The organism is Marichromatium sp. AB32 (assembly GCF_003718675.1).
GTDB classification, from domain to species: domain Bacteria; phylum Pseudomonadota; class Gammaproteobacteria; order Chromatiales; family Chromatiaceae; genus Marichromatium; species Marichromatium gracile.
Genome location: NZ_RHFJ01000013.1, coordinates 36,428 through 52,383, shown reverse-complemented (window position 1 = coordinate 52,383; position 15,956 = coordinate 36,428). Strand labels below are relative to the sequence as shown.

Genomic DNA, 15,956 nt, shown 5'->3' with positions numbered 1-15,956 from the left:
CCGGTTGTGCTCGGGCGCGTAAAATTAACCGTTTATCCATAAAAACCCGGTCGACACGACGCGGAGGGACACTTGGCAGAGCTTGAGGATATCCGTTATCTGGTCGGCCCCGGCGGGGCGCTCACCGGGCGGTTGCGCGTACCGGGCGACAAGTCGATCTCGCATCGCTCGATCATGCTCGCGGCGCTGGCCGAGGGCGAAACCCGGATCAGCGGTTTTCTCGAGGGCGCCGATGCCCTCGCCACGCTCGCGGCCTTTCGCCGCATGGGCGTCGAGATCGAAGGCCCGGAGGCGGGCAGGGTGCGGGTGCGCGGGGTCGGTCTGCATGGGCTCGAGGCCCCGGACGCGGTGCTCGACATGGGCAACTCCGGCACCTCGATGCGGTTGCTCGCCGGTTTGCTCGCCGGTCAGCGTTTCGCCACCACCCTGGTCGGCGACGCCTCGCTGACGCGGCGTCCGATGCGTCGGGTGACCGAACCGCTGGCGCGGATGGGCGCGCGGATCGAGACCTCGGAGACCGGCACCGCGCCGTTGCGCATCACCCCGGTCGAGACACTCGCCGGGATCGATTACGCACTGCCGGTGGCCAGCGCCCAGATCAAATCGAGCCTGCTGCTCGCCGGGCTCTTCGCCGCAGGCGAGACCTGTGTGACCGAGCCTGCGCCGACGCGCGATCACACCGAACGCATGCTCAGCGCCTTCGGCTATCGGCTGCGTCGCGACGGCGCTCGGGTCTGTCTGAGCGGTGGCGGACGGCTGCAGGGCTGTGAGCTGGTGGTGCCGGCCGATATCTCCTCGGCGGCCTTCTTCCTCGTCGGCGCGAGCATCGCGCCGGGCTCGGATCTGCTGCTCGAGGGGGTCGGTATCAACCCCACCCGGATCGGCGTGATCAACATCCTGCGCGCCATGGGCGGTGACATCGAGCTGCGCGACGAGCGCATGGCCGGCGGCGAGCCGGTGGCCGATATCCGCGTGCGTCATGCGCCGCTCCACGGGATCGAGATCCCGCGCGACCAGGTCCCCCTGGCCATCGACGAGTTCCCGGCGCTGTTCATCGCCGCCGCCTGTGCCGAGGGCGAGACCCGGCTCGGCGGCGCCGAGGAGCTGCGGGTCAAGGAGAGCGATCGCATCCAGGTGATGGCCGATGGTCTGGCCACGCTCGGCATCGAGGCCGAGCCGCTGCCCGACGGCATCCGCATCCGTGGCGGCGCGCTCGGCTCGAACCTCGGGCGAGCGCCGATCCAGGCCCACGGCGATCACCGCATCGCCATGTCCTTCGCCATCGCCGCACTGCGCGCCGCCGGGCCGGTGGAGATCCACGACTGCGCCAACGTCGAGACCTCCTTCCCCGGCTTCCCACGGCTGGCGGCGAGCGCCGGGTTGCAGATCGAGGAGCAACAACGCGCATGATTCCGGTAATTACCGTCGATGGTCCCTCGGGGACCGGCAAGGGGACCCTGACCGCGCTGCTCGGCGAACGGCTCGGCTGGCACTGTCTCGACAGCGGGGCGCTCTACCGGGTGCTCGGGCTCGCCGCCGGGCGCGCCGGGGTGGACCTCGAGGATGCCGAGGGACTGGCGGCGCTCGCCGCCGGGCTCGAGCTACGCTTCGTCGAGCGCCGGGTGCTGCTCGCCGACGAGGACGTCAGTGACCTGATCCGCACCGAGCAGGCCGGCATGGCCGCCTCACGCGCCGCCGCGCACGCCCCGGTGCGTGAGGCGTTGCTCGAATGGCAGCGACGCATGGCGCGCGAGCCTGGGCTGATCGCCGATGGTCGCGACATGGGCACCGTGGTCTTCCCTCAGGCTCCATTGAAAGTCTTTCTCGATGCCAGCCCCGAGGTGCGCGCCGAACGGCGTTATAAACAGTTGAAAGAAAAGGGGTTGGATGCTAGTCTCCCGGACCTCATAAAGGATATTCGCGAGCGCGATCAGCGCGACCGCAACCGCGCGGTCGCGCCGCTGCGTCCGGCAACGGACGCCGTGACGCTGGATTCGACCGCGATGTCCATTCAGGAAGTGCTCGATCGGGTCTTGGAAGAGGTAAGGCGCGTCTTCCCGGAGCTGGTCTCTTGACGTCGATCCCGTCTCTCGGGACGGGTCGACACTTGGTCGGGTCGGTGCGCGCTGCATCGGCCTTGTCGTTTAATTCATCACCCACCGCTCCGGACGGAGTGGAACGCGCGCCGTTCTTCAGGATAATTGGATCTCATGACCGAAAGCTTTGCCGAACTTTTTGAACAGAGTCTGAACACCACCCAGCTCCAGCCGGGCACCATCGTCATTGGTACCGTGATCGAAATCACGTCCGACAACGTGATGGTGAACGCCGGGCTGAAGTCCGAGGGCGTGATCCCGCGCAGCCAGTTCATCAGCGCCGAAGGCGAGCTCGAGGTCGCCGTCGGCGACGAGGTCGAGGTCGCCCTGGACGCGGTCGAGGACGGTTTCGGCGTCACTCGTCTGTCGCGCGAGAAGGCCAAGCGTTTCGCGGCCTGGGATCACCTGGAGAAGGCCTTCGAGGCCGCCGAGACCGTCAAGGGCATGATCAACGGCAAGGTCAAGGGCGGCTTCACCGTCGACCTCGGTACCGTGCGTGCCTTCCTGCCGGGCTCCCTGGTCGACGTGCGTCCGGTGCGTGACACCACCTACCTCGAAGGCAAGGAGCAGGAATTCAAGGTCATCAAGCTCGACCGCAAGCGCAACAACGTCGTGGTGTCGCGCCGTGCGGTGGTCGAGGAAGAGTACAGCGCCGAGCGCGAGGCGCTGCTCAAGAACCTCGAAGAGGGCATGGAGATCAAGGGTATCGTCAAGAACCTCACCGATTACGGTGCGTTCCTGGATCTCGGCGGTATCGACGGCCTGCTGCACATCACCGACATGGCCTGGCGTCGCGTCAAGCACCCCTCCGAGGTGGTTGAGATCGGTGACGAGATCAGCGTCAAGGTGCTCAAGTTCGATCGTGAGCGTCAGCGCGTCTCCCTCGGCCTCAAGCAGATGGGCGAGGATCCGTGGGTCAACATCTCGCGTCGCTACCCCGAGAGCACCCGCGTCTTCGGTAAGGTGACCAACATCGCCGACTACGGCTGCTTCGTCGAGATCGAAGAGGGCGTCGAGGGTCTGGTCCACGTCTCCGAGATGGACTGGACCAACAAGAACATCCACCCGAGCAAGGTCGTCGCGCTCGGCGACGAGGTCGAGGTCATGGTGCTCGACATCGACGAGGAGCGTCGTCGCATCTCGCTCGGCATCAAGCAGTGCGCACTCAACCCCTGGGACGAGTTCGCCGCGACCCACAAGAAGGGCGACCACGTCACCGGCAAGATCAAGTCGATCACCGACTTCGGTATCTTCATCGGTCTCGAGGGTGGCATCGACGGTCTGGTGCACCTCTCCGACATCTCCTGGGACGAGTCCGGCGAGCAGGCCCTGCGTCGCTACAAGAAGGGCGACGAGCTCGAGACCGTGGTGCTCTCGGTCGACCCCGAGCGCGAGCGCATCTCGCTCGGCGTCAAGCAGCTCGACAAGGATCCCTTCTCCAGCTTCGTGGCGCTGCACGACAAGGGCAGCATCGTCACCGGCGTGATCACCGAGGTCGATCCCAAGGGCGCGACCATCGCGCTGGCCGACGGTGTCGAGGGCTACCTCCGCGCCTCCGAGATCTCGCGTGACCGCGTCGAGGATGCGCGCACCGTGCTCAAGGCCGGCGAGGAGATCGAGGCCAAGTTCCTCGGTGTCGATCGCAAGAACCGCACCCTGTCGCTGTCGATGAAGGCGAAGGACGTCGAAGAAGAGCAGGCGGCAATCAAGGGTTATGCCCGCGAGTCCTCCAGTGGCACCGCCACCCTCGGCGACATCCTCAAGGAGCAGATGGAAGAGGCCCAGCGCGGCAACTAATGCCGGCTTGACGCTTCCATGACCCTCCGGGGCCCGTCGTCTGGCGGGCCCCGCATGCTTTTCCAGGAGTCGATACCATGACGAAATCCGAGCTGATCGACGTTCTGGCCGCCGAGCAGGATCATCTTCCCTACAAAGATGTCGAAGAGGCGGTTCGAAAGATCCTCGAGCGCATGAGCAGCGCGCTCGCCTCCGGTGAACGAATCGAGATTCGTGGCTTCGGAAGCTTTTCGCTCCATTACCGTCCACCCCGTATCGGTCGCAACCCGAAGACCGGGGAATCGGTGGCCCTGGCCGGCAAGCACGTCCCGCACTTCAAGCCAGGCAAGGAACTCCGGGATCGCGTCAACCAGGCATTCCAGCGGGACCGGGCCGCGCAGGCCGACGTTGTCGATGACGACGATGCCAGCGCGCCCTCCCTGCAGGTCGCAGTCTCCAGCTGAGACCGCTCGACGGGCATCGTGAGCCTCACGGTGCCCGTTTCTCATCGACCCTCCGGTGTGTCCCGACACCATGCGCGATGATCAACCCTATCTGATCGAGCTGCGTCACTACACCCCCCGCCAGACACGCCACCACCATCCCCATGCCCAGGTGGTGATCCCGTTGCAGGGCACCATGGATCTCGCCATCGCCAGCCGTGAGACCCGGCTCGCCGTCGGTATGGTCGCGGTGCTCGCGCCCGGCACCCGGCATGATTTCAGCGGCAGCGCACGCAATCGATTCCTGGTGTTCGACCTCGCCGATCCGCTGTTGATCGAACGCTGTCTGGACGATGATGCGGCGCCGGTGCGAACCCTGGGCTCCACGGCTTCGCGTTATCTCGCCCTGCTCGCCGGTGAGCTGGAACAGGGCGGACGGCGCCTCTGCTCGCGCGCGGCGATCACTACGGCGTGCGAATTGCTTGCCGAGCCTGCTGCCGAGGCCATCGACGGCGAGATCAGGCCGCCCTCGCGCTTGCTGCGTGCTGAACGCCTGCTCGCCGGAGAGGGTGCCGATGGGCCGAATGTGGCCGAGATTGCAGCCAGCGTCGGACTCTCGGTCAGTCAGCTCAATCGGCTGTATCGGGCCCGTCATGGACGCTCTCCCAAGCAGGCTCAGATCGCCGAGCGACTCGCACGCGCCACTCGGCTGCTGCGCGAGACCGATCACTCGGTCGCGACCATCGCCCACCTGCTCGGCTATCGCAATCCGTCTTCCTTCTGCAGCCTGTTCAAAGAGCATCTCGGGATGACCCCGAGCGATTACCGACGCGCAGCGGCTGGAGCAGGGTGAGCGATTTCCGAATCCTTTGCGCGGTTTGCCGAACGACACCGCGGGCGCTGCTGCACTAGGCTGTCGCGCTTTATCGTCAACGACCAGGATTCGCGATGTCGATGATCCTTGCCGCCGCGGCGCTCTGGGGCCTCCTCGGCCTGTTCGCCGTGACCCTCAATGCCGCCGGGTTCGACGGTCAGCAGGTCGCCATCCTGAGGATCCTCTGTGCCGCACTGCTGCTCGTCGTCGGCGCGCGCTGGCTGCTGCGTGGCGTCGATCTGCGGGTGTTGGCGGCGCAGTCCCCGCGGTTGGTGGTCCATGGCCTGATCGGGGTGCTCGGCTACAACCTCTGCTACTTCCAGGCGATCGATAAGGTCGGGGTCGGTGTGGCGGTGGTGCTGCTCTATACCGCACCGCTCTGGGCGCTGGTCTTTGCGGTGTTGTTCGATGGCGAGTCGGTGACGGTACGCGGGGTCGCCGCCGCGCTCGGCGCCCTGTGCGGGGTGGTGGTGTTGCTCGGCCAGACCCTGTCGACCGGAACGGGGGCGCTCTCCGGGGTGTTGTTCGGGCTCGCCGCGGGCCTGTGCTATGCGCTCTATCCGGTGCTCGGACGCCGCCTGATTGCACGGCTCGGGCCGGATCCGGTGATGGCCAGTGGATTCATCCTCAGCGCCCTGATCCTGATCCTGTTGCCCGTGACCTGGCAGGCGCTCGGAGGAGTGGCTGTTCACCGGGGGGAGTGGGCGATCTGGGGCGCCTTGCTGGCGATGGGCCTGCTCGGGACCCTGCTCGCCTATGCCCTGTTCACCCGTGGACTGAGACTGGTCAACGCCTCGCGCGCGGCGGTGTTGGCTACCGTCGAGCCGGTGGTGGCGGTGCTCGGTGCCGTGCTCTGTCTCGGCGAGCGGTTCTCGCCGACGCAGTGGGGCGGTGTCGTGCTGATCCTCATCAGTGCGTTATTGGTGGCCATCCCTGGCCGTCATCGGGTCAGCGGATCATCGCCGGCTGATCCTTCTCCAGATAGGCCTCTTCCTCGGGGGTGAGTTCGACCAGGTCGAAGCCGGTGATCATTGGGGTGACATGCTCGCGGAAGGAATGTCCGGTGGTGAGCATGTAGACATGGATGAAGGCGAAGGCGAGGATCGCGAAGGCCGCGCCGGTGTGGATCATCGCCACGGCCTCCAGCCAGCCGGTGGCGTGGGGGATGTCGCGCCACAGGAAGTAGAAGATATAGAGCAGCCCGGTGACCCAGATCAGCGGGAAGAGCACCACCTTGAGCATCAGATAGGCCAGCGCCTGCAGGGGGTTGTGCTTGCGCCAGAAAGCCTTGCGGTAGGGGTGGCGCTCCCCCCTGAAGATGCCGAAGCTGTAGAAGCGCAGCACCTGCCAGAGCCCGTGTCCGGTCGGCAGGAAGTGGCGCCAGGTCTCGGTGGTGAAGAGCCAGAACACGCTGAACATCCAGAGGATCAGCAGGGCGCTCGCGGCATACATGTGGATGGTCACCGCGACCTCGAAGTCGAACAGGTCGTGGAAACCGTGCAGACCGAAGCCGGTGAGCATCAGGATCACGATCAGCGCCATCTGGCTCCAGTGCCAGAAGCGCTCGAAGCGTCCGAAGATCAGAACCTTGCGCATGGCCATCAGTGTTGTTCCCCCTTCGAGAAGAGCCGGATCAGGGCGTGGATGAGGATGCCGAGCAGGGTTGCGCCGACGGCGATGATGCCGATGATGTCGAGCCAGCGGCTGTGGTCGCGGCCGGGCAGATAGACCCCTTCGAGTCCGGCGAGACGGCCCTCGGCGGCATGGCAGTCGCGACAGGCGAGTGCATCTTCCTTGGGGGCGACCATGTGGGTGATCGGCCACCAGGAGAGGGTCTCGACGAAGCCGAACTCGCCCGAGTAGTCGAGCCCGAAATCGGCCATGCCGCGGGCGATGGCCCGTCCCATGTCGTAATTGCCCCAGTAGGCGGCGTCATCGACGCCCCAGAGATGGGTGTAGACCAGGGTGGCGTTGCCGGCGTCGTAGGGCATCCAGGTGCGCATCCGCTTGAACGGCCAGATGCGTGAATCGGCGTCCTCGCGCGAGCCGTCGAAGCCGTTGATCTCGATCGGCTGCTGGCTGTCGTCGAACTTGGTATCGATGGTGGTGTAGTGCATCTGGCCATCGAACCAGGCGTACTCGGGCACGATGTCCTCGTCATAGACGAAATCGCCCTTGATCGACTTGTAGGTGTAGCGATGCTCGCCGTTGCCCTGGGTATAGCCGTGCTCGTGATAGCCCTCGCCGTCGCGCGTCCTGCCGGCGGTGCGCCAGTCCCAATCGGTGATGGTGGCCACGCCGCCGCGGGCGAACTCGGGGATGTGGCAGGTCTGACAGGCCACGCTCGAGACATGGTCGTTGAGCTTGAAGGCGCGGATCGAGTCGATCGGGTGGGGCGAGAGGCCGTGGCAGGACTCGCAGGTGGCGACGTCGCGGCGCTCGCCGGGCTGGCCGGTGCCCTCGGTGTCGCGCGAGACGACCTTGTAGCGGCTGCCCGCCCAGACGTGCTGCTTGGTGATGTGACAGGCGGTGCAGGAGAAGTTGAGTCCCGCAGCGTCCATATGCACGTCGAGATCGTGGGGAGGATCGATCAGTGCGGTGGAGAGATCGCCGTGCTTGACGTTGTCGCCGCCACCGCCGTTGAAGTGACAGGTCCCGCAGTTCTCCCGACTCGGTAGCGCGACGTTGCGCGCGATCTCGCCGAGATCGAGCGGGGCCATGTCCTCGAACATCACCGAACAGGCCGAGTGGCCCTCGTTGTTCGGGGTCTTGTAATAGGTACCGGTGCCGTCGTGACAGACCAGACAGTCGATCCTGGTCTCGTCGGTGAAGTCGAAATCCTCGTCCTTCCAGCCGTAGCCGGCGTGACACTGGGCGCACATCCCCTCGTTGCCACGGGCGTTGGTGCAGAAGTTGTTGATCAGGTGACGCTTGCCGAGCTGCTGACCGGTATCCGGGTCGACATAGTCCCAGGTCCAGTGGACGTTGCGCATGAAGTGCTCACCGGTCTCGGTGTGACAGCTCAGACACGCTTCGGTGACCTCGGGGCCGGACTCAAAGGCCTGCTGCAGCACCTCGAACTTGGCATGATCGGCAGTGCCGCCGGTGAGTGGACCGGAGCGTTGGGGGCGTTGCTGACTCGGCGTGTCCTGCGCTGTCGTCTCCTGCGGCGTCGTGTGGGGCGATGCCGACGACGAGCAGGCGACCAGCATCAGGCCCACGGCGACCAGTCGTGTGGTGGTGATGAACATCTCGCACCTCGGATTGGATGGGGAAGGCGTTCGCGGACCTGATCGAGCCGATGAGGATTGCCCGCTTAGGGCTGGTAAATAAACACGAAAGCCGAACCCTGCGCCTTGAGCAAGCGCAAGTCGATCACGCTTTGTTGCCGCTCGCCGGGGACGGCAGCACGCCGGGGGCGAGTCAGGGCAGCATGGCGGGCACGAGCAGATAGCCGATGATGGTCCCGAAGAGGGTTCCGAGCAGGGCGCCCAGCAGGATTCCGTACCACTTCACGCCGTTGCGACTCCTGGGGTTGAGCGGGGTTGGACCGAATGCGCGACATTGTGCGCCGAGCCCGCCGGAGCGGGCAAGGGCGATGGCGATTACAGGGTGCCTGCGAGCCGTATGACCGCGTCGATGGCGCGCTCGAGCGTCTCCTCGGTGGTGTGGAAGTGTGGCGAGAAGCGGATCCCGCCGCCGCGCTGGGCACAGAGCACCTGATGGCGCATCAGTGCCGGGTAGAGATGCTCGCTCGCCACGCCGGGGACCCGGAAGGTGACGATCCCGGCGCGCCGTTCGGGGGGGCGGGGGGTCAAGAGTTCGAGGCCGTGACGATCGATCGCCGCGATCAGCCAATCGGTCCGCTGTCTGATCAGGGTCTCGACCGTTGTCGTGCCGACCTCCTCGAGCAGCGACAGACTCGACTCCAGCGCGTGCGCGGCGAGCAGGTTGGGGCTGCCGCATTCGAAGCGTCTGGCGTCGGGCGCCGGACTCCAGTCGCGCTGTTCGAAGTCCCCCGGGTTGGCGACCATGTGCCAGCCGAACTGGTGCAGCGCGAGGCGCTCGAGTTGGGTCGGGGCGATATGGAGCAGCGCCAGCCCCTCCGGGCCGAGCATCCACTTGTGGCCGTCGGCGACGACGAAATCGGCGCCACTATCAGCGAGCGAGAAGGGCAGCGCGCCGAGTCCCTGGATGGCATCGACACAGAAGAGGATGTCACGCTCGCGACAGAAGGCACCGATCCGTGCCAGGTCGAGCCGCAGGCCGCGGGCGTACTGTACCCAGCTCACCGCGATCAGACGGGTGCGCTCGTCGCACAGGGCGCAGAGATCGCTCTCCGGATCGCTGCTCTGCTCCAGATCGAGCGCCCGCCAATCCACCCCGCGTGGTGCCAGTGACTCCCAGACGATCCGGTTGGAGGGAAACTCCTGAGCGATTCCGACGATATTGTCCCCGGCGCTCCAGGGCAGGCCGTGGGCGATCACCGAGAGCGCCTCGGAGGTGTTCTTGAGCAGTGCGATGCTGCCCGTGTCGGCGCTGCCGACGAGTCGCGCGAGCCGCTCGCGCAGACGTGTCTCGACCTGCAGCCAGTCGAGATAGGCCAGCGAGCCGTGCGCGGCATTGTCCTCGGCGAAGCGGCGCACCACCTCGACGCTGCGTCGCGGCCAGGGGCCGACGGCGGCGTGATTGAGGTGACACAGCTCGGGGGCCAGTGGGAACTCCTCGGCGAGTGGGTGCTGGCGCAGGCTCATCCCTCGTTGGCCTCCGGCGTCGGTGTCGTGGGTTCGGGCGAGAGGCGCTGGACCATGCCCGATTCGGGCAGACGCAACGCCGAGCTACCGAGCGGTTGACGGATGTCCTGCACGGTGGCGGGGGCAGGCTCGTCACGAGCGACGGTCTGTGGCGTGTCCGCCACCGTCGCCGGGGCGTCGTCGGGTGCGGTCGGCTGGTCCGGCTGCTGCTGGGCGGGGGCGAGCGGTGTCGGCGCGGTGGTGTCCGTGACCCTGGGCGTCGTCGTGGTGATCGGTGCCGGTTGCGGCGGCGACGGCTCGGGTGCGCTCTGCGCCCGGGCGGCCTGTTCGCGCCGTGCGCTGGCCGCGCGCTCTGCGGCGAGTTGACGCTGGCGCTTGGCATAGTTGCCGTAGCTGGGGCCTCGCCCGACGATGGTCACCGCCGTGCCCTGGTCGACCTTGGCGAACAGCAAGGGTGCAACCTCGGCGGGCATGCGGATACAGCCGTGCGAGGCGGGTCTGCCCGGACGCGGGATGGGGCCGGCGTGCAGGCCGATGCCGTCATAGGTCAGACGCATGAAATAGGGCATCTTGGCGCCGACGAAGCGGGCGCCGTCGGGCAGTGGGTCGCGCCCGACCTTGACGTTCGACTGGATCAACTTGCCCCCGGAGCCGTAGTAGCGACCGTAGAGGTTGGAGCGCTTGTTCTCGACCTTCTCCATCACCGTGAAGCTGCCGGTCGGTGTGGGGTGACGCGACACCCCGGTGGCCACGGTCGCCCAACCGACCTCCACGTCGCCGTCATAGAACCTGGCCTTCTGGTCGTCGGTGTCGACGACGATGTGCGAGACCCGTCGTCCCTCGCCACGCCACTCGTAGAGCGAGGGTTCCTTGGGGATCACGGGCGTCGATTGTGGCTGTGGCGGCTGTTGCTCCGCCGGCTCAGGCGGGGCCGGCTGTGGTTCCGGCTTGGCGGCAAGTCGTGGCCATTCGGTGCAACCGCTCAGGGTAGTCAGGGCCAGGGCGCATAACCAGAGGGTCCGGGGGCGTGCCAGGGTGCGAAGGGTGGGCGTGGGATTGCTCATCATGGGATTCCCCGGGTGGTTGTGTCGGTGCTGTTGCGCTTTCTCAATATGGTTAGGATAACGTGGCGAAGTTTCGAGGGCATCCGCCGACCTCGAATAACGGCGCGATCGCGGGGAACATGACAACGGTGTTGGACACTGCTCGCGGAGCAGGGCGAGAATGCCCCGAAATCGATGGACTCGTACCCGCATGGAGGGGATGGACGCGTGAGATTCCTGCACGCCGCCGATATTCATCTCGACAGCCCGTTACAGGGGCTCGAGCGTTATCCCGGCGCACCGCTCGAGGCGCTGCGCGGCGCTACCCGACGCGCCTTCGTCAACCTGGTGGAGCTGGCGCTTGCCGAGTCGGTTGACCTGCTGCTGCTCGCCGGCGATCTCTACGACGGCGACTGGAAGGACTACAACACCGGGCTGTTCTTCATCGCTCAGATACAGCGCCTGCATGCCGCCGGCATTCCGGTCTGTCTGATCGCTGGCAATCACGATGCCGCCAGCCAGATCACCCGGACCCTGCGTCTGCCCGACAACGTCCATGTCTTCGCCACCGAGCGCCCCGAGACCCGGCTCTTCGAGACGCTTGGCGTGGCCGTGCACGGTCAGGGGTTCGCCACCCGGGCGGTCACCACCGATCTCAGTCGGGCCTATCCACCGCCGGTCTCCGGTCTGTTCAACATCGGTCTGCTGCACACCTCGCTCGACGGGCGTCCCGGTCATGCCCCCTATGCGCCCTGCAGGCTCGAGGCGCTGCGCAGTCACGGCTATGACTACTGGGCCCTGGGACACGTCCATGCTCGCGAGGTCCTCGCCGAATCCCCCTGGATCGTCTTTCCCGGCAATCTGCAGGGGCGCCATATCCGCGAGTGCGGCGCCAAGGGTGCGACCCTGGTGGAGATCGATCGCGCAGGAAGGGTCTGTCTGGAGCATCGTGCGCTGGACGTGGTGCGCTGGCACCTGCTCGCTGTCGAGATCGAGGGCAGTACCGATCTCGATGCCGTCCATGCCCGCATCGGGTGTGCGCTGGAGCGTGTCATCGACCAGGCCGAGGGACGGCTGCTTGCCGTGCGGCTGGCGCTGAGTGGTGCGACTGCGCTCGATGCCTGGCTGCGTGCCGAACACGAACAGCTGGTCAACGATTGTCGCGGGCTCGCCAGCGTCCACGGCGACCGGCTCTGGCTCGAGCAGGTTCGTCTGCAGACCCGTCCGCAGGTGAGGAGGGGCGAGGCCGACGAGACCCTCGGTGGTCTGCTCGCGGCGATCGAGACGCTCGAACTCGACCCCGAGGCGCTGGCGCGTCTGGCCGAGGGCTTCGAACCGCTCGCCGCACGTCTCCCGGCCGGTCTCCGGCGAGGCGAGGACGACCCCACCGACCCGGCGGTGCTGCGCGCCTGTCTCGATGATGTGCGCGCACTGTTACGCGCACGCCTGCTCGAGAGCGATCCGCGATGAGGGTGCTGAGACTGGAGTTGCGCGCATTCGGTCCCTTCACCGATCGGGTGCTGGATCTCAGCGCGGGTGATGCCGGCGTGCACCTGATCCATGGTCCCAACGAGGCGGGCAAGAGTTCGGCGCTGCGTGCGTTGCACGGACTCTTCTACGGTATCCCCGAACGCACCAGTGACGATTTTCTCCATCCTGCGCGCGAGCTGAGGGTCGGTGCGCTGTTGCTCGGCGCCACGGGTGAGCAACTCCACTGTGTCCGCCGCAAGGGACGCAAGCACACCCTGCTCGATGCCGCTGGCGAAGCACTCGACGAACAGCGCTTGCAACGTCTGCTCGGCGGGGTCGATGCGGCGTTGTTCGAGCGGCTGTTCGGGATCGATCACGAGACCCTGGTCAGCGGGGGGCGTACCCTGCTCGAGGAACGGGGGCGCGAGGCCGAGGCATTGTTCGGCTCCGGGCTCGGCCGGGTGGCGGTCCATCGCGTGCTCGAGGGGTTGGACGCCTCGGCCGATGCGCTGTTTCGTCCCCGCGGGCGCAAGCAGCAGATCAACATGGCGCTCGCCGAGCGGGCCGAGCGACAGCGTCGTCAGCGCGACCTCGAACTCGGCGCCGTGGACTGGGAACGGGCGCGTGCCGCTCATGAGACGGCTTGCCGGGCGCTCGCCGAACTCGATGCCGAACGTGACCGGGTATTGCGCGAGCGGGCCCGGCTCGAGCGCATCCGTCGCACCCGCGCCGACTTGGAGGTGCGCCGGGGGTTGCTGGCGCGATTGGACGGGTTGGGCGAGCGGTTGCATCTGCCGGAGGACTTCGGCGCGCGTCGCCAGCAGGCCGAGGCCCAGCGTATCCGCGCCATCGAGTTGGGCGAACTGGTCTCGACGCGGCTCACTGCGCTCGAACAAGAGCTGGCGGGTATCGTCATCGAACCCCGGTTGCTTGCCGCTGGCGCCGAACTGGTCGAGCTGCGTGAACGACTCGGCAGCCATCGCAAGGCCGCGGCGGATCGCCCCATGCTGATCGCCAGACGCGACGCCCTGCACGCCCGGGTCGTCGAACGGGTCGCCCGAGTCGATGCCGGGGCTGCGCAGGCACCGACCGAGGCATTGCGTGACTGGCTCGATGCGCGTCGTCGAATCAACGCCCTGGGGGAGCGGCGCGAGGCGCTGTGGAGCGAGTTGCAACGCGCCCGGCTGGCGCGCGACGAGGCCGCACGGGCGGTGGAGGATTGCGAGCGTCAACTTGCCGCGCGTACACCGCCACGTTCGGTCGCGGCCCTGGAGCTGGCGCTCGAGCAGGCGCGTGGCGCCGGCGCGCTGGACGCCGATCTGGCCGAGCTCGAGGCGCAGGAACGTGCCCTCGGGCAACAGTGCGCGGCCGAACTCTCTCGCTTGAGTGGCTGGAGTCAGGGGCTGGAGTCCTTGCTGTGTGCGCCGCTGCCGGAGTTCGACGCCCTGGAGCACTGGATGCTGCGCGCCGATGCCTTGGCGCTGGAGCGCCAACGTCTGCGCGAGCGGCGGCAAGGCTGCGAACGGGAGATGGTCGAGATCGACACCGAGGCGCGCACCCTCGGGATCGCTGGAGAGGTTCCCAGCGAAACGGCATTGACCGCCGCGCGTGAGACGCGTGAGCGTCACTGGCAAGCACTCAAGGCGCACGATGCATCACTGCGACTGGAGGCCGGGGCGGCGCTGGCGCGACGATTCGAGACGGCGCTGCACGAGGCCGATGTCCTGGCCGACCGGCTCAGGCGCGAGAGTGACCGGGTACAGCGTTATCAGTCGTTGTGCATACGGCGCGAGGCGTGCGAGCGCGAGCGCGCGGCCTGCGATCTGGCCTGGCGTGAGCTGGAGAGCGCCGAGTGCGAGTTCGACGCCGCCTGGCGCGCGCTCTGGCAAGCCTGCTCGGTGCAGGAGCCGCGCTCGCCGCGACAGATGCGCGGCTGGCTGGGACAGGCGCGGCGGCTGCGCGAGCAGGGCGAGCGGCTCACCGCGGTGCGCGAGCAACGTCAGCTGCTCGAGCAGCGTCAGATGCACGGTGTCGATGCCTTGCGCAGGGCGTTGCTGGCGCTCGATCGACAGGGGCCGGATGGGGAGGGCATGGATGTCTGGATGAGTGAGGCGGCGTCCGTGCTCGATGCCTTGCAACGACATGCCCGGACGCATGAGACCCTGCTCGCCGAGCTGGAGCGGGCCCGGCAGCGCCGTGAGGGGGCTTGGAGCGCCTGTGAGCAGGCCGAACGTGACTGGTCGGCCTGGGAACGCGACTGGGGTGAGGCGATGGCGCGGGTCGGCCTCGCCGTCCACAGCCTGCCGAGCGAGGCCCAGGAGCATCTCGCCGAACTGGCCGAGGCGTTGCAGGATGCTCGCGAGGCGGCCGGTTTTCAGACCCGCATCGATGATATCGATGCCGATGCCCGGGGCTTTCTCGCGCAGTTGCGCGAGCGGATCGCGCGGATCGCCCCGGATCTCGCCGAGGAGCCAGCGGAGCTGGCGCTCCATACCCTGGATGCTCGGCTCGAGGGGATGCGCGCCCGGCAGGAGCGGCGCGACGAGCTGTTGCGCCAGCGTGACGAGGCGCGGCGTCAACTCGAGGAGGCCGGTAGCGCCTCGAGTAGCGCAGAGACCAGGATCGCCGAACTCTGTCGCCTGGCCGGCTGTGAGGGCCTCGATGCCCTGGCCGGGATCGAGGAACGTGCGCGACTGCAACGCGAGCTCGAGCAGCAGCTGATCGCCGTCGAGGGGCGATTGATGGAGACGGGCGACGGTCTCGTGCTCGAGCAGCTCGAGACCGAGGCCGGTGCCGCCGAGATCGCCGGGGAGGCGCTGCTCGAGGCGCTCGCCCGACTCGAGCGCCGTCTCGACGAGACGCTCGACCCCGAGCGCGAACGTCTGCTTGCCGTACGGGTCGAGGCCGAGCATCGTCTGGCGACCATGAATGGCGCCGATGCCGCCGCCACCGAGGCCGAGGAGATCGAGCGCATCGATGCGCAGCTGCGCGATCAGTGCGGTCGCTATCTACGCTACCGACTGGCGGCGATGGTGCTGCGCGAGACCATCGAGGGCTTTCGGCGCAGCCATCGCGACCCGATCCTGGCGCGCACCGCCGAGGCCTTCGCGCGGCTGACCTGTGGCGCCTTCAGCGGGGTGGAGAGCGATTTCGGCGAGGACGATCAAGCGGTGCTGGTGGGGGTTCGCGCCAACGGTGAACACGTGCGGGTCGAGGCGATGAGCACCGGGACGCGCGATCAGCTCTATCTCGCACTGCGTCTGGCGGGGCTGGAGCACCATCTGCGCCAGGCCGAGCCCTTGCCCTTCGTGGTCGACGACATCCTGGTGCAGTTCGATGACGCCCGTGCCCGCGCCACCCTCGAGACCCTGGCCGTCTTCTCCGCACAGACCCAGGTGATCCTCTTCACCCATCACCGACACCTGCTCGAGCTGGCGCGAGAGGTCGATCCGGAGGGGCGGCGGATCTTCATCCATGCCCTGGACCAAGGCGGGTGAGCA

At 67.2% G+C, this 15,956-nt stretch carries 12 protein-coding genes; 8 read left to right on the top strand and 4 right to left on the bottom strand.

The window, feature by feature from the left end; genetic code table 11:
* The first annotated feature begins 72 nt into the window (after nucleotides 1-72).
* The 6 genes from aroA (at nucleotide 73) to EBL85_RS06195 (ending at nucleotide 6,193) form a co-directional block, all read left to right on the top strand.
* Nucleotides 73-1,410 (top strand): 3-phosphoshikimate 1-carboxyvinyltransferase, encoded by a 1,338-nt coding sequence (gene aroA / locus EBL85_RS06220; RefSeq protein ID WP_123142449.1) that lies wholly within the window; start codon nucleotides 73-75, stop codon nucleotides 1,408-1,410.
* Nucleotides 1,407-2,075, top strand: a complete 669-nt coding sequence (gene cmk, locus EBL85_RS06215) for a (d)CMP kinase (RefSeq protein WP_123140279.1) — start codon at nucleotides 1,407-1,409, stop codon at nucleotides 2,073-2,075. Before aroA ends, cmk begins: the two co-directional genes overlap by 4 nt.
* A 135-nt stretch (nucleotides 2,076-2,210) precedes the next feature.
* Complete coding sequence (rpsA, locus tag EBL85_RS06210; RefSeq protein ID WP_062276163.1) at nucleotides 2,211-3,893, top strand: 30S ribosomal protein S1; 1,683 nt, start codon at nucleotides 2,211-2,213, stop codon at nucleotides 3,891-3,893.
* Nucleotides 3,894-3,970: 77 nt separating this feature from the next.
* Nucleotides 3,971-4,336, top strand: a complete 366-nt coding sequence (ihfB, locus tag EBL85_RS06205; RefSeq protein ID WP_005223924.1) for an integration host factor subunit beta — start codon at nucleotides 3,971-3,973, stop codon at nucleotides 4,334-4,336.
* Nucleotides 4,337-4,406: 70 nt separating this feature from the next.
* The gene (locus EBL85_RS06200; RefSeq protein ID WP_123142448.1) at nucleotides 4,407-5,168 is read left to right on the top strand and encodes an AraC family transcriptional regulator; all 762 of its coding nucleotides are present in this window, start codon (nucleotides 4,407-4,409) and stop codon (nucleotides 5,166-5,168) included.
* Nucleotides 5,169-5,263: 95 nt separating this feature from the next.
* Nucleotides 5,264-6,193: a DMT family transporter gene (locus EBL85_RS06195; protein WP_123142447.1), complete on the top strand. Its 930-nt coding sequence runs from the start codon at nucleotides 5,264-5,266 to the stop codon at nucleotides 6,191-6,193.
* Here EBL85_RS06195 and EBL85_RS06190 read toward each other — a convergent pair.
* The 4 genes from EBL85_RS06190 to EBL85_RS06175 all read right to left on the bottom strand — a co-directional run bounded on the left by EBL85_RS06190 (nucleotide 6,138) and on the right by EBL85_RS06175 (nucleotide 10,824).
* The gene (locus EBL85_RS06190; protein WP_062276155.1) at nucleotides 6,138-6,791 is read right to left on the bottom strand and encodes a cytochrome b/b6 domain-containing protein; all 654 of its coding nucleotides are present in this window, start codon (nucleotides 6,789-6,791) and stop codon (nucleotides 6,138-6,140) included. The genes EBL85_RS06195 and EBL85_RS06190 overlap by 56 nt on opposite strands.
* Nucleotides 6,791-8,440 carry a tetrathionate reductase family octaheme c-type cytochrome gene (locus tag EBL85_RS06185; RefSeq protein WP_123140276.1) on the bottom strand — a complete coding sequence of 550 codons (1,650 nt, stop codon included), beginning with the start codon at nucleotides 8,438-8,440 and terminating at the stop codon, nucleotides 6,791-6,793. The genes EBL85_RS06190 and EBL85_RS06185 overlap by 1 nt, the downstream gene beginning before the upstream one ends.
* A 354-nt stretch (nucleotides 8,441-8,794) precedes the next feature.
* Nucleotides 8,795-9,943 carry an aminotransferase class V-fold PLP-dependent enzyme gene (locus EBL85_RS06180; protein ID WP_123142446.1) on the bottom strand — a complete coding sequence of 383 codons (1,149 nt, stop codon included), beginning with the start codon at nucleotides 9,941-9,943 and terminating at the stop codon, nucleotides 8,795-8,797.
* Nucleotides 9,940-10,824 (bottom strand): L,D-transpeptidase, encoded by an 885-nt coding sequence (locus EBL85_RS06175; RefSeq protein ID WP_165913483.1) that lies wholly within the window; start codon nucleotides 10,822-10,824, stop codon nucleotides 9,940-9,942. Before EBL85_RS06175 ends, EBL85_RS06180 begins: the two co-directional genes overlap by 4 nt.
* Before the next feature lie 390 nt (nucleotides 10,825-11,214).
* Here EBL85_RS06175 and EBL85_RS06170 point away from each other — a divergent pair, with 390 nt between their 5' ends.
* The gene (locus EBL85_RS06170) at nucleotides 11,215-12,456 is read left to right on the top strand and encodes a DNA repair exonuclease (RefSeq protein WP_123142444.1); all 1,242 of its coding nucleotides are present in this window, start codon (nucleotides 11,215-11,217) and stop codon (nucleotides 12,454-12,456) included.
* On the top strand, nucleotides 12,453-15,953 hold the full coding sequence (locus EBL85_RS06165) for a YhaN family protein (RefSeq protein ID WP_123142443.1): 3,501 nt from the start codon (nucleotides 12,453-12,455) through the stop codon (nucleotides 15,951-15,953). Before EBL85_RS06170 ends, EBL85_RS06165 begins: the two co-directional genes overlap by 4 nt.
* Nucleotides 15,954-15,956 lie beyond the last annotated feature (3 nt).

Excerpts from the sequence above, each read along its gene's own strand:
- cmk (WP_123140279.1), top strand. The coding sequence starts at position 1,407 with ATGATTCCGGTAATTACCGTCGATGGTCCCTCGGGGACCGGCAAGGGG.
- rpsA (WP_062276163.1), top strand. The coding sequence starts at position 2,211 with ATGACCGAAAGCTTTGCCGAACTTTTTGAACAGAGTCTGAACACCACC.
- ihfB (WP_005223924.1), top strand. The coding sequence starts at position 3,971 with ATGACGAAATCCGAGCTGATCGACGTTCTGGCCGCCGAGCAGGATCAT.
- EBL85_RS06200 (WP_123142448.1), top strand. The coding sequence starts at position 4,407 with ATGCGCGATGATCAACCCTATCTGATCGAGCTGCGTCACTACACCCCC.
- EBL85_RS06195 (WP_123142447.1), top strand. The coding sequence starts at position 5,264 with ATGTCGATGATCCTTGCCGCCGCGGCGCTCTGGGGCCTCCTCGGCCTG.
- EBL85_RS06190 (WP_062276155.1), bottom strand. The coding sequence starts at position 6,791 with ATGGCCATGCGCAAGGTTCTGATCTTCGGACGCTTCGAGCGCTTCTGG.
- EBL85_RS06185 (WP_123140276.1), bottom strand. The coding sequence starts at position 8,440 with ATGTTCATCACCACCACACGACTGGTCGCCGTGGGCCTGATGCTGGTC.
- EBL85_RS06180 (WP_123142446.1), bottom strand. The coding sequence starts at position 9,943 with ATGAGCCTGCGCCAGCACCCACTCGCCGAGGAGTTCCCACTGGCCCCC.
- EBL85_RS06165 (WP_123142443.1), top strand. The coding sequence starts at position 12,453 with ATGAGGGTGCTGAGACTGGAGTTGCGCGCATTCGGTCCCTTCACCGAT.